Source organism: Frankia canadensis, assembly GCF_900197875.1.
GTDB lineage: Bacteria > Actinomycetota > Actinomycetes > Frankiales > Frankiaceae > Frankia > Frankia canadensis.
On record NZ_FZMO01000068.1, the window covers coordinates 15,323 to 36,745 of the forward strand.

The 21,423-nt window shown below is 73.0% G+C and carries 19 protein-coding genes; 8 read left to right on the forward strand and 11 right to left on the reverse strand.

Annotation, left to right across the window (positions count from 1 at the left end):
* Positions 1-15 precede the first annotated feature (15 nt).
* Together C1A33_RS07580 and C1A33_RS07585 are read left to right on the forward strand one after the other, a co-directional pair.
* Entirely contained in the window at positions 16-729 is a 714-nt protein-coding gene (locus C1A33_RS07580; RefSeq protein WP_101830810.1) for an MBL fold metallo-hydrolase, read from the forward strand.
* A 59-nt stretch (positions 730-788) separates the two neighbouring features.
* Positions 789-1,724 (forward strand): carbon-nitrogen family hydrolase, encoded by a 936-nt coding sequence (locus tag C1A33_RS07585; RefSeq protein WP_101830811.1) that lies wholly within the window; start codon positions 789-791, stop codon positions 1,722-1,724.
* 64 nt (positions 1,725-1,788) lie between these two features.
* Here the strand turns inward: C1A33_RS07585 and C1A33_RS07590 are convergent, their stop codons facing one another.
* Positions 1,789-3,036, reverse strand: coding sequence for an ammonium transporter (locus tag C1A33_RS07590; RefSeq protein ID WP_101830842.1), 1,248 nt, complete (start codon positions 3,034-3,036; stop codon positions 1,789-1,791).
* 225 nt (positions 3,037-3,261) lie between these two features.
* Between C1A33_RS07590 and C1A33_RS07595 the strand changes: the two genes are divergently transcribed.
* Complete coding sequence (locus C1A33_RS07595) at positions 3,262-3,681, forward strand: pyridoxamine 5'-phosphate oxidase family protein (protein WP_101830812.1); 420 nt, start codon at positions 3,262-3,264, stop codon at positions 3,679-3,681.
* Here the strand turns inward: C1A33_RS07595 and C1A33_RS07600 are convergent.
* Positions 3,656-4,528, reverse strand: a complete 873-nt coding sequence (locus C1A33_RS07600) for a TetR/AcrR family transcriptional regulator C-terminal domain-containing protein (RefSeq protein ID WP_243407290.1) — start codon at positions 4,526-4,528, stop codon at positions 3,656-3,658. The genes C1A33_RS07595 and C1A33_RS07600 overlap by 26 nt on opposite strands.
* Positions 4,529-4,694: 166 nt before the next feature.
* Between C1A33_RS07600 and C1A33_RS07605 the strand changes: the two genes are divergently transcribed.
* Positions 4,695-6,284, forward strand: coding sequence for an MDR family MFS transporter (locus C1A33_RS07605; RefSeq protein ID WP_101830844.1), 1,590 nt, complete (start codon positions 4,695-4,697; stop codon positions 6,282-6,284).
* 2 nt (positions 6,285-6,286) lie between these two features.
* Here C1A33_RS07605 and C1A33_RS07610 read toward each other — a convergent pair whose 3' ends face one another.
* A complete protein-coding gene (locus C1A33_RS07610) occupies positions 6,287-7,609 on the reverse strand; it encodes a sensor histidine kinase (RefSeq protein WP_243407291.1) in 1,323 nt (440 codons plus the stop codon).
* Between the two features lie 201 nt (positions 7,610-7,810).
* On the opposite strand from C1A33_RS07610, the gene C1A33_RS07615 reads away from it, so the two are divergent.
* Positions 7,811-8,224 carry a DUF7715 family protein gene (locus C1A33_RS07615; RefSeq protein ID WP_101830813.1) on the forward strand — a complete coding sequence of 138 codons (414 nt, stop codon included), beginning with the start codon at positions 7,811-7,813 and terminating at the stop codon, positions 8,222-8,224.
* A 76-nt stretch (positions 8,225-8,300) separates the two neighbouring features.
* Here C1A33_RS07615 and C1A33_RS37350 read toward each other — a convergent pair whose 3' ends face one another.
* The gene (locus C1A33_RS37350) at positions 8,301-9,491 is read right to left on the reverse strand and encodes a hypothetical protein (protein WP_207770208.1); all 1,191 of its coding nucleotides are present in this window, start codon (positions 9,489-9,491) and stop codon (positions 8,301-8,303) included.
* A 482-nt stretch (positions 9,492-9,973) separates the two neighbouring features.
* Complete coding sequence (locus C1A33_RS07630; RefSeq protein ID WP_101830814.1) at positions 9,974-10,912, reverse strand: proteasome assembly chaperone family protein; 939 nt, start codon at positions 10,910-10,912, stop codon at positions 9,974-9,976.
* Positions 10,913-11,212: 300 nt separating this feature from the next.
* On the opposite strand from C1A33_RS07630, the gene C1A33_RS07635 reads away from it, so the two are divergent.
* Together C1A33_RS07635 and C1A33_RS07640 are read left to right on the forward strand one after the other, a co-directional pair.
* Positions 11,213-12,172 carry an NAD-dependent epimerase/dehydratase family protein gene (locus C1A33_RS07635; RefSeq protein ID WP_243407292.1) on the forward strand — a complete coding sequence of 320 codons (960 nt, stop codon included), beginning with the start codon at positions 11,213-11,215 and terminating at the stop codon, positions 12,170-12,172.
* A 520-nt stretch (positions 12,173-12,692) separates the two neighbouring features.
* Positions 12,693-14,249 (forward strand): LCP family protein, encoded by a 1,557-nt coding sequence (locus C1A33_RS07640; protein WP_243407293.1) that lies wholly within the window; start codon positions 12,693-12,695, stop codon positions 14,247-14,249.
* 39 nt (positions 14,250-14,288) lie between these two features.
* Here C1A33_RS07640 and C1A33_RS07645 read toward each other — a convergent pair whose 3' ends face one another.
* The 4 genes from C1A33_RS07645 to C1A33_RS07660 all read right to left on the reverse strand — a co-directional run bounded on the left by C1A33_RS07645 (position 14,289) and on the right by C1A33_RS07660 (position 18,171).
* Complete coding sequence (locus tag C1A33_RS07645) at positions 14,289-15,452, reverse strand: acyl-CoA dehydrogenase family protein (protein ID WP_101830817.1); 1,164 nt, start codon at positions 15,450-15,452, stop codon at positions 14,289-14,291.
* Between the two features lie 87 nt (positions 15,453-15,539).
* A complete protein-coding gene (locus C1A33_RS07650; protein ID WP_207770211.1) occupies positions 15,540-16,445 on the reverse strand; it encodes a 3-hydroxybutyryl-CoA dehydrogenase in 906 nt (301 codons plus the stop codon).
* 345 nt (positions 16,446-16,790) lie between these two features.
* Positions 16,791-17,693 carry an AEC family transporter gene (locus tag C1A33_RS07655; protein WP_101830819.1) on the reverse strand — a complete coding sequence of 301 codons (903 nt, stop codon included), beginning with the start codon at positions 17,691-17,693 and terminating at the stop codon, positions 16,791-16,793.
* Positions 17,694-17,865: 172 nt separating this feature from the next.
* Complete coding sequence (locus C1A33_RS07660; protein ID WP_243407294.1) at positions 17,866-18,171, reverse strand: hypothetical protein; 306 nt, start codon at positions 18,169-18,171, stop codon at positions 17,866-17,868.
* Positions 18,172-18,357: 186 nt separating this feature from the next.
* On the opposite strand from C1A33_RS07660, the gene C1A33_RS07665 reads away from it, so the two are divergent.
* On the forward strand, positions 18,358-19,551 hold the full coding sequence (locus C1A33_RS07665) for an alkane 1-monooxygenase (RefSeq protein ID WP_101830847.1): 1,194 nt from the start codon (positions 18,358-18,360) through the stop codon (positions 19,549-19,551).
* Positions 19,552-19,568: 17 nt separating this feature from the next.
* Here C1A33_RS07665 and C1A33_RS07670 read toward each other — a convergent pair whose 3' ends face one another.
* Together C1A33_RS07670 and C1A33_RS07675 are read right to left on the reverse strand one after the other, a co-directional pair.
* Entirely contained in the window at positions 19,569-20,216 is a 648-nt protein-coding gene (locus C1A33_RS07670; protein ID WP_101830820.1) for a hypothetical protein, read from the reverse strand.
* A 30-nt stretch (positions 20,217-20,246) separates the two neighbouring features.
* On the reverse strand, positions 20,247-21,335 hold the full coding sequence (locus C1A33_RS07675; protein WP_133150597.1) for an amidohydrolase family protein: 1,089 nt from the start codon (positions 21,333-21,335) through the stop codon (positions 20,247-20,249).
* Positions 21,336-21,423: the final 88 nt, after the last annotated feature.

The window sequence follows — 21,423 nt, forward strand, 5'->3', positions numbered from 1 at the left end:
TCGTACGCTGAACGGATGACCGATCGTCTGTACTTCCGCCAGCTGCTGTCTGGCCGCGACTTCGCCGTCGGTGATCCGGTTGGTACCCAGATGGTGAACTTCGTCTACCTCGTGGGGGATCGGGAGACCGGCGAGGCGGTGGTCGTCGACCCGGCCTACAAGGTCGATGACCTGATCGATCTGGCCGCCGCCGACGGCATGCGGCTCACCGGCGCACTCGTCACCCACTACCACGCCGACCACGTGGGCGGGTCCGCGTTCGGCCTGGAGATCGAGGGCGTCCGCCAGCTCCTCGCGCGGGAGAGCCTGCCCGTCCACGTCAACCGGGACGAGGCCGAGTGGGTGCGCCGCGCGACCGAGGTCTCCGCCTCCGACCTCGTCGAGCATGACGACGGCGATGTGGTGATGGTCGGGCAGATCCCGATCCAGCTGCTGCACACCCCCGGCCACACCCCCGGCAGCCAGTGCTTCCTCATCGACGGCCGCCTCGTCGCCGGCGACACGCTGTTCCTGGAGGGCTGCGGTCGGATGGACCTGCCCGGCGGGGACGCGGGCCTGATGTACGACAGCCTGCGTCGCCTGGCCGGCCTGCCGGACGCGACCGTGGTGTTCCCCGGGCACCAGTACTCGCCGAAGGCGTCCGAGGACCTGTCCGTCGTCAAGCGGATGAACCACGTCTTCCGGCCGGCGAGCGCCCAGCAGTGGAAGGCGATGCTCGGCGTCGGCTGACGGGCGGGTTCTCGGTTGGCGGTTGTCAGTTGGCGATCGGTGGGAGAAGGGCGGCGATCATGACGGCGCCGACGGGTGTCGAGCGGGCCGCGGTCGGTGTGGGACCGATCCGGACGGTGTGCCTGCAGCTGGCCTGCCCGGACGGCGAGCCGGCCGCGGACAGGGTGCGGCGGGTCCTCGCCGAGCTGCGTGCCGTCGAGGCCGACCTGGTCGTGCTGCCCGAGCTGTGGGCGACCGGGTACTTCCACTTCGACGACTACGCCGCGCAGGCCGAGCCGCTGACCGGCCCGCTGGTCAGCGCCCTGCGGGCGGCCGCCCGGGACGGCCGGTTCCACCTGGTCACGGGCAGCCTCGTCGAGCGGGCCGAGGATGGCCGCCTGTTCAACACCTCGGTGCTCGTCGACCCGGCCGGCGAGATCCTGCTGACCTACCGCAAGATCCACCTGTTCGGCCACGAGTCGGACGAGGCCAGACTGCTGACGCCGGGCACGTCAGCCCCGGCAGCCCCGGGAGGCAGCACGTCGGCCTCGGCCGAGCTGGGGGGGAGCACGTCAGCGCCGGGCGTGCCGGGGCGGGCCGCGGTGCCGTACGCGCCGACGGTGGGCAGCGCACTCGGTCGGGTCGCGCTGGCGACCTGCTACGATCTGCGCTTTCCCGAACTGTTCCGGCTCTACGCCGACGCCGGGGCCGAGCTTGTCGTGGTCGTCTCCGCGTGGCCGGCGGACCGGTTGGCGCACTGGCGGGTGCTCGCCCGGGCCCGTGCCATCGAGAACCAGGTGTACCTCGTCGCCTGCAACGCGGCCGGCCGGCACGCGGGCCGCGAGCTCGCCGGTGCGAGCGTCGTCGTCGACCCGTGGGGCGAGGTGGTGGCCGAGTGCGACGCGCGCGAGGGGCGGCTGTGTTCCGAGCTCGACCCGGCCCGGGTGGCCGCGGTGCGCGAGGCGTTCCCCGTGCTCACCCATCGTCGGGTCGGCGTCGCACCGGGGCTGGCCTGACCCCTGACCCGGGTCCCGCGGGACCAGGAGACGCGCGGCGGGATCGCGGGGCAGTGGCGCCGCGTCACCAGAGCCGGTAGGCGACCTCGCCGTGCTGGGTGGTGTCGAGCCCCTCGACCTCCTCGTCCGGCGTGACCCGCAGCCGGTGCACCAGCCGGACTGCCCCGGCGATGAGCAGCGACGCGACGAACGAGTACGCCACGACCGCGACCACGGCGACCGCCTGTTCCCGCAGCAGGCCGGCGTCGCCGCCGTAGAACAGGCCGTCGCGCCCACCGACGTCGCTGCAGCCCAGCAGGCCGATGAGCAGGGCGCCCAGCGCGCCGCCGACAAGGTGCACGGCGCCGACGTCCAGGGCGTCGTCGATGCCGACCTTGCCTTTGATGGCGGTCGCCAGCGCGCAGGCCCCGCCGGCGAGGAAGCCGATGACGATCGAGCCCATCGGCGTCACGTACCCCGCGGCCGGCGTGATGGCGACCAGCCCGGCCACCGCACCGGAGGCCGCGCCGAGGGTGGAGGCCATCCCGTCCCGGATGCGTTCCACGATGATCCAGCCCAGCAGGGCGCAGGCCGCCGCGGTGTTGGTGTTGATGAACGCGTTGCCGGCGAGCCGGCCGGCGCTCAGGGCGGAGCCGGCGTTGAAGCCGAACCAGCCGAACCACAGCAGCCCGGCGCCGAGCAGCACGAAGGGCACGTTGTGCGGGCGGAAGTCGCCCGTCGGCCAACCACGGCGGCGACCCAGCACGATCGAGATCGCGATCGCCGCCGCCCCGGCGTTGGCGTGCACGACCGTCCCGCCGGCGAAGTCCTCGGCGCCGTGCTTGTACAGCCAGCCGGTGGGGGAGAAGACCCAGTGCGCGACCGGGCCGTAGACCAGCACCGACCACAGCGAGATGAACATCACGAAGGCGCTGAACCGGAACCGGTCCGCGCTCGCGCCCGTGATGAGCGCGGGCGTGATGACGGCGAACATCAGCTGGAAGCAGACGAACACCACCGGCGGGATCGTCTGGGCCGCGGGCCCGGTGTAGCCGGCGACCTGGCGGTCCAGGTGCGCGAGGCCGACCTGGTCGAACCCGCCGATCAGGCCGTTCGCCCCACCGAATGCCAGGCTGTACGTCACCAGCACCCAGAGCACGCTGACGATGCCAATGCAGAAGAAGTTCTGCATGATCATGCTGAGGACGTTCTCGACGCGGACCATCCCGCCGTAGAAGAAGGCGAGGCCGGGCGTCATGAGCAGGACGAGGGCGGCGCTGGACAGCACCCACGCCGTGTCGCCGCTGTTGATCGTCCTGAAGTCGAACGGCATGTCGCTCCCGTCCCCCGCCGCGGGCGCCGCGCCCGCATCGCGACTCGGAGCGTCGTCACTGGTCATTTCCTGTCCATGACGATGCCGTGTCGGGCGGGTAAAGGTCCCAATTTGGGTGCCCATGGTGACAGGGGGCGTGGGGACGGGTGACGCCGCCCGTCCGCCCGCCCGTCCGTCCGCCCGTCCGTCCGTCCGTCGGTGGCGCGGGCGTGGGAGGCTGGTCCCGTGCCGAGCCCCGCCCGCCCGTCGCCGCCTCCGCTGTCCCGCGGCCCGGAGTTCGCCGAGTTCTGGCGGGAACGGCACCTGTGCAGCCTGACCACCGTGCGCCCGGACGGGAGCGTGCACGTCGTCGCGGTCGGCGCCACGCTCGACGCCGACACCGGCCTCGCCCGGGTGATCACCGGCGGTGGGTCCCGCAAGGCGCGCATCATCGCCGCGGGCCCCGCGACGGGCACCCCCGTCGCCCTGTGCCAGATCGACGGGCGCCGCTGGTCGACGCTGGAGGGCCTGGCCGTCGTGCGCGACGATCCTGCCAGCGTGGCCGAGGCCGAGCGCCGCTACGCGCTGCGCTACCGCCAGCCGCGGGTCAACCCGGCCCGGGTCGTGCTGGAGATCCGCGTCACTCGGGTGCTTGGCAGCGTCTGACGCGGACGCCGTCCGGCTGCTGTCCCTTCCGCGCACTCGCGTCCGCGCCCGCCGCGTCCGCGCCCGCCGGATCCTCGAGCGCCGCGTCGACGCTCGCCGCGATGCCGTCGAGCAGCCACTCGAGGCCCTCCTCGAAGCGCTCCCGCGCGTCCGTCTCGGAGGCCACGACGATCGACATGGGCAGCTGGGCCAGGTGCGGGTGGTCGCCGCTGCCGAGCACGTCGGCCAGGTAGGACTGGAGCACGCCGGGCTCGTACGCGTCGCGGGCCTGGCGTTCGTGCAGCTCGGTGGCGACGTGGCCGAGGGTGTACGTGTCGATCGCGCGCAGCAGGGCGACCCGGCGCCGCGGGGGGAGCGGGAGCTCGGCGACGGCGGCCGCCGACTGCTCGGCGTGGCGCAGCGCGTTCGGTCCGAGCAGGGGATGTCCGGCGTGGATGCGCAGCATCCACGGATGTCGCAGGCTGCTGTCCCGGGTGCGGTGGGCGATCGCACGCAGCGCGTCGCGCCACCGCGCGGGCAGCGGCTCGGGCACGAGCACCTCGGCCGCGATGTGGTCGGCCATGAGCGCGAGCAGGCCATCCTTGCGGGCGATGTGGGAGTAGAGCGTCATCGGCCGGGCGTCGAGGGCGGCGGCGACCCGGCGGATCGAGACGGCCTCGATCCCCTCGGCGTCGGCGATCGCGATCGCGGCCTCGACGATCGCCTCGCGGGTGAGCGCGGGCCGGCGCCGCGCGGTGGGCTTGGTCCACACCAGATCGACGGCACTCGCCACGACGTCCATGTCCAGCGCCGGATCGGCCGCCGGCTCGAGGGCCGGGCCGCCGCTACCGCCGGTCTGGTCGCCCATGCCTCGAGGTTACGCGGGAGTCGGAGACCGAGACACGCTATCGAAACCGAGTCGACGTATCGGTAAGCGAGACGGTGTATCGTTCTGCGTGCACGTTTCGTGTGTCCGGCTTCGCCTGGCTTCGGCTCCCGGCTGTCGACCGGCGCGAACGATCGCGGAGGTGGTCATGGCATCGCAGGCATCGAGCGCGGCCGAGGACGCGGGGGCGGGTGGCGATCCCGAGCGCCTCGATCCCGCGCTCATCCGGCTGGCGCTGATCGTCCTGGCCGGCACGGTCGTGGTGCAGCTCGATGCCACGATCGTGTCCGTCGCGCTGGAGACGCTCGGCCGCTCGTTCCACGCCGGTGTCGCGACGATCCAGTGGGTCAGCACGGCGTACCTGCTGGCCCTCGCCGTGGTCATCCCCCTGACCGGCTGGCTGGTGGACCGCTTCGGCGGCCGGCGGATGTGGCTGATCGCGCTGGCACTGTTCCTGGCCGGATCCGCGCTGTGCGGGGCGGCCTGGTCGGCGGGCAGCCTGATCGCGTTCCGGATCGTCCAGGGCCTGGGCGGCGGCCTGCTGCTGCCCCTGATGCAGACGATCCTCGCGCAGGCCGCAGGCCCGCGACGGCTGGGCCGGCTGATGGCGACCGTGGCCGTGCCGGCGCTGCTCACGCCGGTGCTCGGGCCGGTGGTCGGCGGCGTCCTCGTCGACTCGCTGAGCTGGCGGTGGATCTTCCTGATCAACGTGCCGGTCTGTGTCATCGCCTTCGCGCTGGCCTGGCGGTGGATGCCGCCGCTGCCCGGTGCCGGCCACCAGGCCTTCGACGGCCTCGGCTTCGCGCTGCTGTCGCCCGGGCTCGCTGCGGTGGTCTACGGCTTCTCGGAGGCGGGCCGGCGGGGCGACTTCGCGGATCCGCGGGGCCTCGTGCCGCTGGTCGTCGGGGTGCTGCTGCTGGTCGCCTTCGCGGTCCACGCCCTGCGGATGCGGGGTGTCCCGCTCATCGACCTGCGCCTGTTCCGCTCGGCGCCGTTCAGCGGGTCCGCCGGGCTGATGTTCCTGTTCGGCATCTCGCTGTATGGCGCGATGTTCCTGCTTCCCCTCTATGAGCAGCAGGTGCGGGGCCGCGGGGCGACCGATGCCGGGCTGCTGCTCGCCCCGCAGGGCCTGGGCATGATGATCGCGATGATCCTGCTCGGCCGGGTGGTCGACCGGACCAGCCCTCGGCTGCTGGTCCTCATCGGCCTCTCCCTCGCGATCCTGGGCTCGGTGGCGTACACCCAGATCGGTACCGACACCAGTGAGCTGCTGCTCGGTGCGTCCCTGGTCGTCCGGGGCATGGGGCTCGCGGCGGCGACCATTCCGGTCATGTCGGCCGCCTACACGGGTCTCGCGTCGGCGCAGATCCCGCGGGCGACCTCCGCGGTGCGGATCTTCCAGCAGATCGGCGGCTCCCTGGGCACGGCCGTGCTGGCGGTGGTCCTCGCGCATGAGCTGCGCGGCGCGGGGTCACCCAACCCGGCGACGCAGGCCCACGCCTTCGCGGTGTCCTTCTGGTGGACGCTCGGCGCCACCGTCGTCGCCCTCCCCTGCGCGCTTCTCCTGCCCGGTCGGGTGGTGCTCGACGATGGTCCGCAGGCCGCCGAGACCGGGAAGCCCGTGGACGCCACGCCGGATGACGTGGCGTCCGCCGTGGCGGAACCTTCCGTGTCTCTGCCTGGTCAGGAGGCGGCGCCGTCCGCCGAGCCGGGTTCGCATGCCGCCCGGTCCGGGTGATCTCAGCGTCGCGCGGGTTCCACGAGCTCCGTGGACTCACGCCAGGGCACCGTGACGCTGACCAGGGTCGGACCGCCGGGCGGGCTGTCCACGACGAGCGTGCCGTCGACCGCGTCCACGCGTTCGGTCAGCCCGGCGATACCCGAGCCGCCGCGGGGATCCACCCCGCCCACCCCGTTGTCGCCGACCTCCAGGACGAGGGTGGCCCCACCGTCCACCCGGCGTAGCTCCACGGTGGCGGCCTCGGCCCGGCTGTGCTTGCTGATGTTGGTCAGCAGCTCCGACGCGGCGAAGTAGAGCATGGTCTCCACCGCCGCGGCCGGGCGGCTGTCCAGCGTGACGGCGGCGCGGGTCGGCACGGTGCAACGGGCGGCCAGGGAGACCAGTGCCGCGGGCAGGCCGCGGTCGGTCAGGATCGCCGGGTTGATACCGCGGGCGAGATCGCGCAGCTCCTGGAGCGCCAGCTTCGCCTCCCCGTGTGCCTCGGCCACCATCTGCGCCGCGGCGTGCGGATCGTCGGCGAGCTTCTCCTTCGCCATTCCCAGCCCCATCGCCAGAGTGACGAGGCGGGCCTGGGCGCCGTCGTGCAGGTCGCGCTCGATGCGGCGCAGGTCGGCCGCGGCCGAGTCGACGAGGGTCCCGCGGTCCCCCTCCAGCTCCCGGATCCGCCGTTCGACCGACTCGGAGGGGGAGAGTAGACCGCGGATCATCGCTCGATCCACCGCCACCAGCGCCCGGGTGGCCCAGGGGAGTACCACCCACCCGACCGTGACCAGCACAAGCGCGGCCACGAAGCTGATGATGCTCCACGGCAGCCGGATGAACAGGTAGAGCGCGTGGCGCCAGGCCACCGGGTCGCCCAGCGCCGCGAAGGTGGCGCCGAGCCCGTCGACACGCCGGCGCGGCGGGCGCGACGGCGCGGGAATCCGCAGGCCGAGCAGCCACCGCGCCCGGGCCCGTTCGACGGCGCCGAAACCGCGGCACACCCACAGGCCGACGGCCAGCACCGGCAGCCCGATCACCGTGACGGCCAGGCCCACGCCGAGCGCGAGCATCGTCGTCACGAAGACGAAGCCGACCAGCCCGAGGGGAAGGTTCAGCAGCAGGAACAGGAGCCCCCGCCAGGTCGCGCCACCCGCCGCCAGCCGGGCCGGCCGCGCCCGCTCGGCCGTCGCGGCGAGCGCGGCGCTCTCGGTCCGGTGGCCGGGAGGGTCGGCACTGCCGGGAGCGGCGGCGGGCGTGCCGGCGGTGGCGACGGCAGGCGGCGGGGGAGCACCGTCGGTGATGGGGAGAGGGCCGGGGGATGCTGCGGCGTCTGCGGCCACGAGCTACCGTCCTCCCAGCGCCTCCGCCCGCCGAACCCGTCCGTGGACGGGTGCCCAACCGGGCCGTGACGTGGGTCGAGAGTACCCGATCACGGTCAAGTCGAGACTTTGTCGGTGGGGGATGGTTGTCTTTTCGTAGATCCGGAGGGCAGCCGCTTCCCACCCGGAAGCGGTCGGGCGACCACGAGGAGCTTGAAGGTCATGAAACTTCTCACGGCCACCGCGTACGCGCAGGGCCTGCGTGTGGACGATTTCCACTGGGCGGTGGAAGGCGAGCTCGTCACCCTGCGCGCGTTCTGTGACATGCACCTGGACCGGCCGCATGGCCGTTGTGAATGCGGCCGGGTCTTCGTCGGCCTTGGCTCCTTCTACGGCACCACCACGGCGATGGTGCGTGACCTGCCGGGAATCACGGAGGCGGAATACCGCGAGGCGTTCCGCAACAGCCTCGACGCCCAGGGCTGGGACGCGCGCGACGCGGACGCCGAAGCCACCCGCCTGCTCGCCGAGGTCGAACGCCTGCCGGTGGGAGCGATCGTCGAGCGGATCGTCGACGACCTCGCGGTCCGTGCCCTGTCGGACGCCGACATCGGCCGGGTGCCCGGCCGCCGCTGAGAGCCCTCCACGCCCGTTGCGGCGCGCTGCGGCCCCCGCGTGTCGACGGCGGGGGCCGCAGCGGCGCGCAGGGCCGTCAGCCGGCCGGTGCCATCGCCAGTGCCGGGTCCCGCCGTCCCCGCGGAGTCCGCCCCCAGGGTTTCGCCGTCGACAGCACCGTCGCCGTGATGAACAGGACGTTCATGACGCTCGCGCACAGGATGAGCGCGACGGCCTGAGCGGGATACGTGGTCTGCCCGCCCGCGGTGGCGTGCCCGGCGGCGACGATGAGGGTTCGGATGACCGCACCGCCGCTGATGACCGCGAAGACCGTGATGGAGAGCTTCGCGACGACCCACCAATAGCGCAGCAGGCCCCAGCGGGTCTTCAGGGACATCACGATGCCGGTGATCAGCGTCAGCAGCGCCAGCGGAATGTCCAGGGTGCGGTCCACGACATGCATGAGTTCGTAGGCCGAGTGCCGCAGGCCGTCGTCGGCCGCCGCCGTGGACGCGAGGACCAGCTGGGCGAAGGCGACACCGTTCCACCCCACGCTGACGATCACGTGCATGGTCAGCAGGACGGTACGCATCGGCTTGCGCAGATGGCCTCCCCGCCGCCGCGGCGCCGGGCGTGCCGCCTGGCCGGGCTCGCCATCGGCGGTCGCCTCGGCCTGCTCGTCCCGCTCCTCCGTCTGGGCTGGCGCGGTCGCGGGGGCCCGCTCCTCCGTCTGGGCTGGCTCGGCCGGGTGGGCCCGCTCCTCCGTCTGGGCTGGCTCGGCCGGGTGGGCCCGCTCCTCCGCCTGGGCTGGCTCGGCCGGGTGGGTCCGCTCCGCCTCGTCGGGGTCGCTGTGCTGCTCAGGTGCCGTCTTCTGGTCGGCGACAGGATCGCTGTCGACGACCGCGGGACCGGTCGGAGCCTGGGTGTCGTGCGAGCCGGCGTCACCGCGAACACCGGTGCTGGCGGGGGCTGACCCCCCGCCGGCGGCGCTCGGGGACGAAGCGATGCCGACGTCGGGGGTGGCCGTCCGTGGCGCGGGAACCGAGAGCGTCGCGGTCGCGCCGCCGGTCCTCTCGGTCGCCTTTCCGGTCCCCCCGGTTGTCCTGCCGCGCTTCGTCCGGTCCTTGGCGGTGCGCGGGCGGGCCGACCGCGGAGTGGCGGTCCCGGTGGAGGAGACGCGCGTCTTCGCGACGGACTTCTCGCCATCCGCCGGCGTCACATCGTCCACCGCCGGCGCCGCATCCACCGCCGAGGTCACGTCCGCCGCTACGGCCTGGTCTTCCGCCACGGCCTCGCCCGCGGCTGCCGCCACGTCCTCCGGCGGCGCCACGTCCGCAGGCGGTGCGTCGTCCGCAGGCGGTGCGTCATCCCCCGACAGTGCATCGCGCGCTGGCGGCAATGCGTCCTCGACCGGCAATGCACCCTCCACCGACAAAGTGTCGGGTGGCGTGCTGACCGGTTGTGGACTGTCAGGTTCCGGCCGATCGACTTCCATTGTGGGCGCGGTTGTGCTGGCGTTTCCCGATTCGCGGGCGGGGGCGCTCACGCGGGAATCTCAGATGAGGTCATTATCCGGTTCTCTCCGTCGGTGTGTCACCGGGGCGACGGCGCGCTGTCGTTCCGGACGACTTCCGGGCAGGCGAACCGGAATGCTACTCCTGATCTGAATAGGCTGAAATGGCAACTTCCGGAAACCGCGCACGCGCATCTAATGGCAATGCGCGTGCGCAGTTCGGCGGAACGTGATAAAGGCCGGCCGTAGCCGGTGAATCAGGCCAGCGGGTTCGGGCCGCCAGGCTCGGACTGCTCGGCGAGGAATCGCTCGAGCGCCTCGCCGAGCTCGTCGGCGGTCGGCAGCTTCTCCTCGCCGTCCACCGTCGGCAGGCTGGGGCCGCGCCGCCCGCGCTGGTAGGCGTCGTACTGCTCCTCCAGCGCGTGGACGAGTGCCGCGGCCTCGCCTCCCTGGGCGATCTGGTTGTTGACCTCGTCGTGGACCGCCTCCGCCGCCGAGCGCAGGCCGTCGAGCGGCAGCATGAGCCCAGTCGCCTTCGACACCGACGTGAGCAGCACCTCGGTGGCCGCGGGGTAGGTCGTCTGCGACAGGTAGTGCGGGACGTGGACGGCGAAGCCCATCGCGTCCTGCCCGTCACGTCCGAGCTCGTACTCCAGCAGGTGGCCGGCGCTGCCGGGGACCTGCAGGCGGCGCAGCCAGGGCTCGTAGCCGGCGATGAGCTCCTTGCGGGTGGCATGGGCGGTGACCGTCGCCGGCCGGGTGTGGGGCACCGCCATCGGGACGGCGTTCAGCCCGACGCTCAGACGCACACCGAGCTGGCCCATCAGGTCGCGGACCGCGGCGGTGAAACGCTTCCACTGCAGATCGGGCTCGGGGCCGGTGAGCAGCAGGAACGGCACGTCCGACTCGTCGTGCAGCTGGTAGATGGCCAGCACCGGATCGGCGTAGCTCTCCCAGTGATCCTCGGAGAAGATCATGGTGGGACGTCGCGACCGGTAGTCCAGCAGCTGGTCGATGTCGAAGGTCGCGACGATGCGGTGGTCGAGCGCCGTCAGCAGATGCTCGCCGGCGAGACTGACCGCGTTACCGGCGTCGACGACCCCGGTCAGCGCCTCCAGCATGATCGGGCGATGCTGGTCGACCGGGTCGCCCGACGCGTCCTCGGTGAGACTGAAAAGCTCTCGCGGATCAAGCACGATCGAGGTCCTCCTCACACCACCGGCCGCTCCCGTCATCTGAAGGGAAGCGCGGCGGGCGCCACCGGCATTCCGCCGGGCCGGGACCACCGGATGACGGACGCCGCCGTGTGTCGGCCTGACGCCGCCCGAGTCTGCGACCCATTTTACCGGTTGACGTCTCCCGTACGTGGCGCGCGCAATCACCGCCGTGGCGCACAGGTTCGCCGCGGAATTCTTCCGCGCGCGGGGTGGTGCGGCCTGGCGAGCCCGCGGGCGCGGCGAGCGGGAGGCCGTAGGCTGCCGCCGGTGAGGATCCTGGTGACCGGGGCAACCGGCAAGGTCGGCGCGGCCGTCGTCCGGGCGGCACTCGCGGAGGGCCATGAGGTGCGCGCCCTCGTGCGCGACCCGGCCCGCGCCACGGGCAGGATGCCCGCGGCGGCGCGGCAGGTGGTCGGCGACGTCACCGAGCCGGACACGCTGCCCGCAGCCGTCGACGGGATCGAGGTCGTGGTCAACGCGATGGGTGTGCCCGAGCAGTGGCTGGCCGACCCCGGCCGCTTCACCCGCGTGAACGTCACCGGCTCGGCCAGTCTCGCCCGGGCGGCGGACCGGGCCGGAGTACGCCGATTCGTGCACACCAGCACCATCGATGTCTTCGAGGCGCGGCCCGGCGGCCGGTTCGACGAGACGGACCTCGCCACCACCGCCCGACACACTCCCTACGAACGGTCCAAGCAGGAGGCGGAGCGCGCGGTTTTCGCCGCGGCGGGCGGGGTCGAGGTGGTCGTCGTCAACCCGTCGACCGTGTACGGATTCCCGCCCTACGGCGTCACCGCGATGGAGCGGCGGATGTTCCGGCCCGCGGTCCGCGGGCTGCTTCCCGTCGTCCCGCCGGGTGGGTTCGGGCTGGTGTTCACCGAGGGGCTCGCCCGCGGGCACCTTGCCGCCGCCCGGCTCGGCCAACCCGGTGAGCGCTACATCCTTTCCGATGCCCACGTCAGCCTGCGGGAGCTGACCGCCGCGGTGGTGGACGTCGCCGGCCGGGGCCGGGCCCCCTTCGCCACCCTCCCGTCGCCGCTGGCCACCGCGCTGGCGGCCGGTGGCGAGTGGGCCGCCCGGCTGACCCGGCGGCCGCCGCCGCTCGCCCGCGGGCAGTTGCACTACCTGCGCTGGAACGCGGTCCCGGACGCCGGGCGGGCCCAAGCCGAACTCGGCTGGGAGCCGACGCCGCTGGCGGAGGGACTGCGACGTACCCTCGCCGAGCTGGACCGCGCCTGATCCCACGTTCGGATCGCGCCTGATCACCCACGCGGCCCACCCGTTCCCGAGGTTTGGTCCCGGTGTCGTGCCAGCGGGACGCGGGGGATGGTGGGTCGTCCGTGGTTCGATGGTTCCGGGCGTGTTGCGGCATTCGGGCTGATGTCGTGATTCGGGCTGATGTCGTGATTCAGTCCGGAGTAACCGGTGTGCGCCAGGCCTGGCGGTATTGCGCGGGTCGATCCGGCGGCATGCGGTCGACGGGGTGCGGGGCGTCGCGACCCGAGTGGCCAGAGTGGCCAGAGTGGCCAGAGTGGCCGCAGGGATCCGGCCGGTGCAGGATTTGCCCAGGTAGACGCGGTCGTCGTCACATACGGCCTGATGGCCTCTGCCTGTTCCGGAAATTCTGCCTATGGTGGTGGGTCTAACCCGTCAATTCGATGGATCAGTGCAGGGAAGAGGCGATAGGTGAACCGAGCCGGACCGCCCGTGTCGCGTCGCGGCGTCCGTCCGGTGTGCCGATATGTCTCATTCATCTGATATGGCACTGAAGATCGGGCGGGAAGGCGACCGGAACGGCGCGGCCGGTGCCACCTCCGACCAGGGTGCGCTGCCGCCGCTCGCCGACCCGACACCCCCGACCGGCCCAGCCGAGCCGGCGGGTCCGGACCGCATCGCGCCGGTGGCTCCGGGCGAGCCCCGGCACCGCCGGCGGCCGGGTTCCCGGATCATGCTGGTGCTCTCCGGCGCGCTGAGCCTCGCCGTGCTCGCCACCTCGGTCGCGGGCTGGGTCGTCCTGACCGTGTACGACCGCAACATCAGCCGGGCCGACATCGGTCTGCCGCACACCGACGTCCGCCGCCCCCCGGCCGTCCCGGCGGGGACCGAGAACTGGCTGCTCGTCGGCTCCGACGTGCGTACCGGCTCGGACGCGGCCAAGGTCGGCGGCGCCCGCTCCGACACGATGATGATCGCCCACCTGGACGCGGACGGCCGCACCACGATCGTGTCGGTCCCGCGCGACCTCTACCTGCCGATCCCGGCGTACACCGATGCCGACGGCAAGCGTCACCGCGCCCGGCACGACCGCGTGAACAGCGCGTTCAACAGCGGCGGCCCGGCCCTGCTGGTCGCCACCCTCGAACAGCTCACCGGCATTCGTCTCGACCACTACGCCGAGGTCGACTTCGGCGGCTTCCAGCGGATGACGACCGCGATCGGCGGGGTGGACGTCTGCCTCACCCCCTCCCCGTACGTCGAGCCCCTCGTGCTCGACAACGGCCGGCGGGTGCGCGCGACGAACCTCAACGACCCGAGTTCCGGCTTTGTCGGCCACCCCGGCACGAACCACCTGGTCGGGGCGCAGGCGCTCGCCTTCGTCCGCCAGCGCCACGGGTTCATCGACGGCGACCTGTCCCGCATCCACCGTCAGCAGGCGTTCCTGGCCGCGGTGTTCCGCAAGGTCACCTCGAACGACGTGCTGCTCAGCCCCGCGAAGCTCACCTCGTTCCTGGACGCGCTGACCCACTCCACCGTGCTCGACCGCGGCACCGATCTCGCCGACCTGCGCCGCCTCGCCGACCGCCTGCGCGGCATGGACGCGGGCGCCGTGACCTTCGCGACCGTCCCCGTCACCAGCCAGGTGAGCTACCCGGCCTTCTACTTCCACTACGATCCGGCCGCCGTGCGCGACTTCTTCGCCCGCATCATGGGCGGCACCACCTCGACGCCGACCGCTCCCACCACACCCGGGACCGGCTCCGGCGGCTCGCTCGACGTCCCCGGCGTCACCCCGTCCGCCAGCCCCGCCGACCCGTCCGCCACCGCGGGGTCGACCTCGGGCCCGACCGCGTCGCTGACGAGCGGCACCGGCACAATGGACGGGACCACGCCACCGAGCATGGCGACCGACACGTCGGCGGACAAGGGGAGCACCTCCGGCGGCGGCGCGGGCGAGCCGGGTCTGGCCTCGCCGCCCCAGGCGAGCGCCATCTCCCCGGCGCCCACCGACCCCGCCGTGCCCGGTTCGGTGAGCTCGTCGACCGTGAGCCCCACGGCCGTGCCGACGACGACAGCCCTCGCCGCCTGCATCAACTGACCTACCCGCCGTCAGCCGAGGCCCGGCCCACCTCCCGGCCTACCGCCCGAGCAGGGCGCGGGACATGACCATGCGCTGGATCTGGTTGGTGCCTTCGTAGATCTGGGTGATCTTCGCGTCGCGCATCATGCGCTCGACGGGGAAGTCGCGGGTGTAGCCGGCGCCGCCGAAGAGCTGGACCGCGTCGGTGGTGACCTCCATGGCCACGTCCGAGGCGAAACACTTGGCGGCCGCCGAGACGAAGCCGAGGTTCGGCTCGCCGCGCTCGGCGCGGGCGGCGGAGACGTAGACGAGGTGGCGGGCCGCCTCGATCTTCATGCCCATGTCGGCGAGCATGAACTGGACGCCCTGGTTGTCGGCGATCGGCCGGCCGAACTGGCGCCGCTCCCGGACGTAGCCGAGGGCGGCGTCGAGTGCGCCCTGGGCGATGCCGACGGCCTGGGCGCCGATCGTCGGGCGGGTGTGGTCGAGGGTCGCGAGCGCGGTGCGCAGGCCCGTCCCGGGCTCGCCGATGATCCGGTCGGCGGGAATCGCGCAGCCGGTGAAGTGGATCTCCCGGGTGGGGGAGCCCTTGATGCCGAGCTTGCGCTCCTTCGAACCGACCTCGAAGCCGGGGTCGTCGCGGTGCACCACGAACGCCGAGATGCCGTCGACCGGGCGGGCGGCGTCCGGATCGGTCACCGCCATCACCGTGTACCAGGTCGACTCGCCGGCGTTGGTGATCCAGGCCTTCGTCCCGTCGAGCACCCAGTGATCGCCGTCGAGGCGCGCCCGGGTGCGCATCGACGCGGTGTCCGAGCCGGCCTCCCGCTCGGACAGCGCGTAGGAGATGGTCGCCTCGCCGCTCGCCACCGACGGCAGGACCAGCCGCTTCAGGTCCTCCGAACCGGCCAGGATGATCGGCATGCTGCCGAGCTTGTTCACCGCCGGCAGCAGCGAGCTCGACGCGCAGACCCGCGCGACCTCCTCGATGACGATGCAGGTCGCGACCGAGTCCGCCCCCTGCCCGCCGAACTGCTCGGGGATGTGGATCGCGCTGAACCCGGTGCGCCGTAGCGCCTCGAGCGCCTCGAGCGGGAAGCGCTCCCGCTCGTCGACGTCCGCGGCGTGCGGCGCGATCTCCTTCTCGGCGAGCGAGCGCACCGCCTCCCGCAGCGCTGCGTGCTCCTCGGCGAGCTGATAGAGGCTGAAACTCGGATTCACGGCCGGCCGCCTTGATCGTCAGGAACTTCTCTTACCTCTCCGAGGGTCCTACCCGGAGAACCACCCGGTGCGGTGGACGGCTGGTCCTCAGCGCGGGTAGGAGTGGAAACCGCGGCCGGACTTCTTGCCGAGCAGGCCGGCGTCGACCATCCTCATGAGCAGCGGCGGCGGCGCGTACAGCGGCTCCTTGAACTCCTCGTACATCGACTCGGCCACCGCCTTGATCGTGTCGAGGCCGATGAGGTCGCACAGTGCCAGCGGGCCCATCGGGTGGGCGCAGCCGAGGACCATGCCGCGGTCGATGTCCGCCGCCGCCGCGAAGCCCGACTCCAGCATCCGCACCGCGGCGAGCAGGTACGGCACGAGCAGCGAGTTGACGACGAAGCCGGCGCGGTCCTGCGAGCGGATGACCTCCTTGCCGAGCCGGCCGGTGGCGAAGTCCTGCGCGGCCTGCGCGGTCTCGGGCGAGGTCAGCAGTGACGGGACGATCTCGACGAGCTTCTGCACCGGCACCGGGTTGAAGAAGTGGATGCCGACGACCTGCTCGGGCCGGGAGGTCGCCATCCCCAGCTTCGCGATCGGGATCGATGACGTGTTGGACGCGAAGATCGCGTCAGGCCGGGTGACGACCTTGTCGAGCGCGCCGAAGATGTCGGCCTTGAGCTGCTCGTTCTCCGCGACGGCCTCGATCACGACGTCGCGGTCGGCGAAGTCGCCGAGGTCGGTCGTGAACGACAGGCGGCCGAGCACGGCGTCCCGGTCGGCCTCACTGAGCTTGCCACCGCGCACCCCGCGGTCCAGCGACGTCGTCAGCCGGGCCCGTCCGGCGGCCGCGGCCGCCTCGTCGATCTCCCGGACCGCCACGTCGAGGCCGGCCTTCGCGGCGACCTCCGCGATGCCCGAGCCCATCAGGCCACAGCCGACCACGCCGAGTCGGGTGAGCGTCGACGCCGCGTCCACGGTCGCCTCGCTGCCACGGTCCGCCGTCTGCACTGCACTCACCGAACGCACAACTCCCTGTGGGTGGCCGGCTCCCGGTCACACGCGGGACGCAGGCACTGTCGGAACCGCGACGCGAACCTCGTGTCGCGAGGGGCGACGAGCGCGCCACCGCCCGAGCCGGCACGGACCCGCTCGTGCCCGCCGCGGACCGCCGGCCCCGCGGGGCGAGGTTGGCGCGAAGCACGGTTCCGGACACCTCGCCGGTGTCCGTCTTCCACCCTAGCTCGTGGACTCGCCCGGCTCACCAGATTCGTCCCTGCCCCAGGCCAGTGCCGGTTTGGCGGCCTGGGCGAGGTCGCGGTCCGGGCGACGGTGGCCGACGGCCGGCGGGACGCGTCACGAGCCGAGGACCAGTGACCACAGCGGCAGCGTCGCGAACGACAGCGGGACCCCGACGCCCACCAGCAGGCTGGGCAGCGGGGGCGCGAGGTCGTACCGGGCGGCGATCAGCGCGCCGGCGACCATCGGCGGCATCGCCGTCTCGAACAGCGCGATCGTCACGGCATGGTCACCGAGCCGGCCGGTCAGCGCGTAGAGGCCCACGACGATCGCCGGGGCGGCGACCAGCTTCACGCCGAGGCCGAGGGCGAGCTCCCACCACCACCGCCGCACCGCCCGCACCTCGAGCTGCAGGCCGATCGAGAACAGCGCGAGCGGGGTGAGGGTCGCGCCCAGCGAGGCCAGCGCCGTGTCCAGCCAGCCCGGGAAGCTCACCGGCCGCAACACCAGCGCCGCCAGCAGGGCCAGTAGCGCCGGGGCGGTCAGGACACGGCGCGCCAGTTCCGCACGCGGCAGCGACGCACCGGCGACGATCGTGACGGTGCCGAGCACCACCGTGTTGAGCAGCAGGAACGAACCGAGCTGATCGACGAGCACGGCGATCGGCACGGAGTCGGCGCCGTAGAACACGGTGACCATCGGGAAGCCGACGAAGCTGGTGTTCGCCACCGCCGTCGCCGCGATGAGCGCCGTCACGGTCGTCCGGGGCAGCCGCATCGTCCGCGCCGCGAGCAGGTAGAGGCCGATCGTCACGGCGAACAGCAGGTAGGGCGCGGCCACGACCAGGGCGAGGTTGGCCGGGAAACGCACGTCGTGCAGCTCGTGCAGAACGAGGGCGGGCAGGGCGATGTCCAGCAGCCAGCTGTTCACGGCCGCCGCGGCGCCCGGCGGAAGGTGCCGGCGCCGGCGTACGACGATCCCGGCGAGCAGGCCGACCACGAGGACGACCAAGGCGGACACCCGGCCATCGTGGCAGCTGGCACAGCGGCGCACCGCCCCGTCGTGGCGTACTCCACGCCGTCGGCCACAGCCTGTCCCGGCACAGCCTGTCGCGGCACCGCCTCTCGTGGGCCATCCTGTCGCCCGTCGACCTGTGACGGTCCGCCTGGCGTCGGCCCGGGTCCGGCCCGGACTACCGCTCGCGGGCCGCCTGGCGCGCCCGTCGGCGGGCGCGGTGCCGGCGCAGGGCCCGGCGCAGCCGCCGCACCCTGCGCAGCAGGCGGGGCAGCAGGATGTTCGCCGCGAACACCGCCCCGGCCAGCAGGTAGTTGCCGCGGCCGAACCGCTCCTGGCCGGGCAGCGGCAGCAGCGTGTACGTGATGAGGACGAGCGCCGGCAGCAGCAGAGTGGCGATCATCACCGCGCCGACCCAGGGCGGCGAGTCGGTCATCGACCGGGAGCGCCGGCCGGCGGGCGGCGGTGGGACCCCTTGCGTCATCACGGCGCGGTGCTTCCTTCGGGTGTCTTGTGGCCGAGATCCTGTTGTCGTGCCCGGTGGGCGGCTGGCAGATTGACGGATCGGTTCTGCCGAACCGTCGGATGCCCCATGCCGACGCCTGCCTGCCGCGGCCGGATCGGCCGCGATCGATGCCCGGCCGGTCGGCCCGGCGGATCGGAGGTACCGGTGGCCGCCCCCGTGCTCACCGCACCCGGCTGCGCCGCGTGGCGCGACGGTAAACGCTACATGTGGCTGACGGCCGTCATGGTGCCGCTGCTGGCCGTCGTCGGCTATGGCCTGTGGCACCGCACCGGTCTCGGGGTGCACTGGTGGATCACCCCGCTGTTCGTGTTCGTCCTCGTCCCGCTGCTCGACCTGACCTCGCCGGCGGACCCGGTCAACCCGCCGGAGGAGATCTGCCCGGCGCTGGAGGAGGACCGCTACTACCGCCGCTGTACGTACCTCTACCTGCCGCTGGCCGCCGTTGGGCTGGTCCTGGGCGCGGTGGCCTGGTCGGGCGGGCACCTTACGCCGCTGGGCCGCCTCGGCGCCGTGGTCACCGTCGGAACCGTGACCGGCGTCGGCATCACCACCGCCCACGAGCTGGGGCACAAGCGCGGCCCGCTCGAGCGCTGGCTGGCCCGGCTGATGCTCGCGCCGACCGCCTACGGCCACTTCCTCGTCGAGCACAACCGAGGCCACCACGTGCGGGTGGCGACGCCGCGGGACCCGGCGAGCGCCCGGCTCGGGGAGGGCTTCTGGCGGTTCTGGCCGCGCACCGTTCTCGGCGGCCTGCGCTCGGCCTGGGACCTGGAGAGCCAGCGGCTGCGGCTGCGCGGAGGGCGGGTGTGTTCACCGCGCAACGAGGTGCTGCTCGGCTGGCTGCTGACCGCCGCCCTGTTCGGGTCGCTGGCCGCCGTGCTCGGGCCCTCGGTGCTGGTGTTCCTGGTGGCCCAGGCGATCGTCGGGATCACCCTGCTCGAAGGGGTGAACTACATCGAGCACTACGGTCTGGCCCGGGCGCGTACCCCGTCCGGGCGCTATGAGGCGGTCACCCCCCGGCACAGCTGGAACAGTGACGCCGTGATCAGCAACCTGGCGCTCTACCAGCTCCAGCGGCACAGCGACCACCACGCCAACCCCACCCGCCGCTACCAGGCCCTGCGCTCGTTCGAGGAGTTCCCGCAGCTGCCCGCCGGGTACGCCACTCTGCTGCTGGCGGCCTACCTGCCGCCGCTGTGGTTCCGGCTGATGGACCACCGGGTCCTCGCCCACTACCGCGGCGACCTGGGCCTGGCCAACGTCCAGCCGGCGCGGCGCGCCGCCCTCGAGGCGCGCTGTCGGCGGGCGGCGACGGTCCGCTCCTCTGCCTCCTCCTGACTCCCGACCTGCCGAGATCACGCCCGCCGTTGTCGCGGCGTGGTCGGGGTGGTCGGGGTGGTCGGGGTGATCGTGCGGGCGGCCGGGTGGGCGCGCCGCGCGTCGTCGGGGACGCCGGGGTCCCGCGGCCCGATGCCGACGCCGCACAGCCGGTCGAACAGATCGCGGTAGCGCACGAACGCCATGCGCAGGCGCTCGGTGTCGGGCGGCCGGCCGTCGCCGCCCGCGGCGCCCGCGTGGGCCTCCCGGTAGCTGATCGCGAGCTGGGGATGGTCCGCGGCGAGCAGATCGGCCCGCTCGGCGGCGTCGGTCGGCGGGTATCCGCGGCTGTGCATCACGGCGGCGATCAGCATGTCGGCCTGGTGCGTCGCCCCGGTCGGATCGTCGACGAAACGGGTCTGCAATGTTTCCCAGCGGGCCGCGTACACCTCCCTTTCCGGTTGACTCAATGGTGTGAGCGTCAGCGCGTCACGCTTTTCGGCGATGCTGGTCAGATGGCGTTCCGCGGCACGTCGGTCGCGATGCCTGGCGACCGCGCGGTCGTATTCCGGGCCGAACCGGCGCCGCAGTGCCAGCCGGCCGCCGCCACGCCGGTCGGCGAGGGCGGCAAGGGTGATGGTGGCCGCGGCGCAGACCATCAGCAGGATCCAGCCAACGGTGGACACGGGGAAACCTCCGCGTGACGTCCTTCTCCTTCATGATCCGGACGCACGATACCCGGGGCGTCCGCCGACAAACGCGCCCTGCCGGCACCGACGGGCCGGGCCCCGCGCGCCGGGAACCGGCGTCGGCGCGATCCCGGGCGGTGCGGTGGCGGGCAGCCGGGGGCACCACGCGGCCGCCGCGGCGTCGAGTTCGGCGGACAGCAGCGCCCGGGCCGGCTCCGGCAGCGACGCCTGGCCGATCGAGGCGCGGACGAGCTGGACCACCTCCTCCCGGCGCAGCGCCGCGACCCGCATCGCGCGCAGGTACGCCCCGCGTGGCGAGGACGTGCCACCCGCGACCCCGGCGGAGCCCAGGCAGACCGCGAGACCCCGGCCGAGTGCCGCGGCCAACGGGCCGTCGCGGTCCCCGCCGCCGTCGCAGGTCTCGATCGCGATGTGCTGGTCGCGCAGGTACTGGACGAGCACCGGGTCGGCGAGCGCACCGAGACCGTGGCCGACACGGTGCGCGCCCAGCGTGGTCACCGCCTCCCACACCGCCGCCGGACCGCCGTGCCGCCCGACGCGGGGGAGGCTGCGCAGCCCCGCCGCCCGCGCCACCGCGAACACCTCGGCCAGGTAGCCGGCACCGCCTGTGGGGTGGCCCGGCGCCGCCGCGGCGAGCTCCAGACCGACGACCGCACCCCGGCCACAGCACAGCGCGAGCTCCACGGCGCGTTCCGCCGCCGCCCGGTGCCGCGCCATCGCCGTCCGCCCGGCGCCGGACGGGGCGGGTATCCGGACCGTCCAGCGTAGCGCGACACCTACGTGCCGTTCCGCCGCGCGCCGGCCCTGATCGAGCCCGGCGAACATCTCCTCGACCTGGGTGTCCGAATATCCGCCATCAATCGGAAACACGCTGAGTTCGGCATATCGCACCCGCTGGGCGGCGAGTCGCCGCGCCGTCCGCCGGGCCAGTGCGGCGAACAGGGCCGCGTCCGGACGAGGCTGGCGAGAATCGGTTTCCCCAGGTGCAGGGCGGTCCCGGCTGATGCCCGGGAAAACGAGCCTGGAATGCAGGTCGACCTTGGGTAGGGAATCGATGAAGATCTCGTCATCCGTCTCGCGGTGACGTTCGCGCACCGTCACTCTCCACCGCTGCCCGGCCCGGCGGAACCGGGCCCCGAATATCCGGGCTCAACAGTCGCCGAAAAGCTCGCGAACCGTCAAG

Coding starts and splice junctions, on each gene's coding strand:
- C1A33_RS07580 (WP_101830810.1), top strand. CDS start 16: ATGACCGATCGTCTGTACTTCCGCCAGCTGCTGTCTGGCCGCGACTTC.
- C1A33_RS07585 (WP_101830811.1), top strand. CDS start 789: ATGACGGCGCCGACGGGTGTCGAGCGGGCCGCGGTCGGTGTGGGACCG.
- C1A33_RS07590 (WP_101830842.1), bottom strand. CDS start 3,036: ATGCCGTTCGACTTCAGGACGATCAACAGCGGCGACACGGCGTGGGTG.
- C1A33_RS07600 (WP_243407290.1), bottom strand. CDS start 4,528: ATGGGCGACCAGACCGGCGGTAGCGGCGGCCCGGCCCTCGAGCCGGCG.
- C1A33_RS07605 (WP_101830844.1), top strand. CDS start 4,695: ATGGCATCGCAGGCATCGAGCGCGGCCGAGGACGCGGGGGCGGGTGGC.
- C1A33_RS07615 (WP_101830813.1), top strand. CDS start 7,811: ATGAAACTTCTCACGGCCACCGCGTACGCGCAGGGCCTGCGTGTGGAC.
- C1A33_RS07640 (WP_243407293.1), top strand. CDS start 12,693: ATGGCACTGAAGATCGGGCGGGAAGGCGACCGGAACGGCGCGGCCGGT.
- C1A33_RS07660 (WP_243407294.1), bottom strand. CDS start 18,171: ATGACGCAAGGGGTCCCACCGCCGCCCGCCGGCCGGCGCTCCCGGTCG.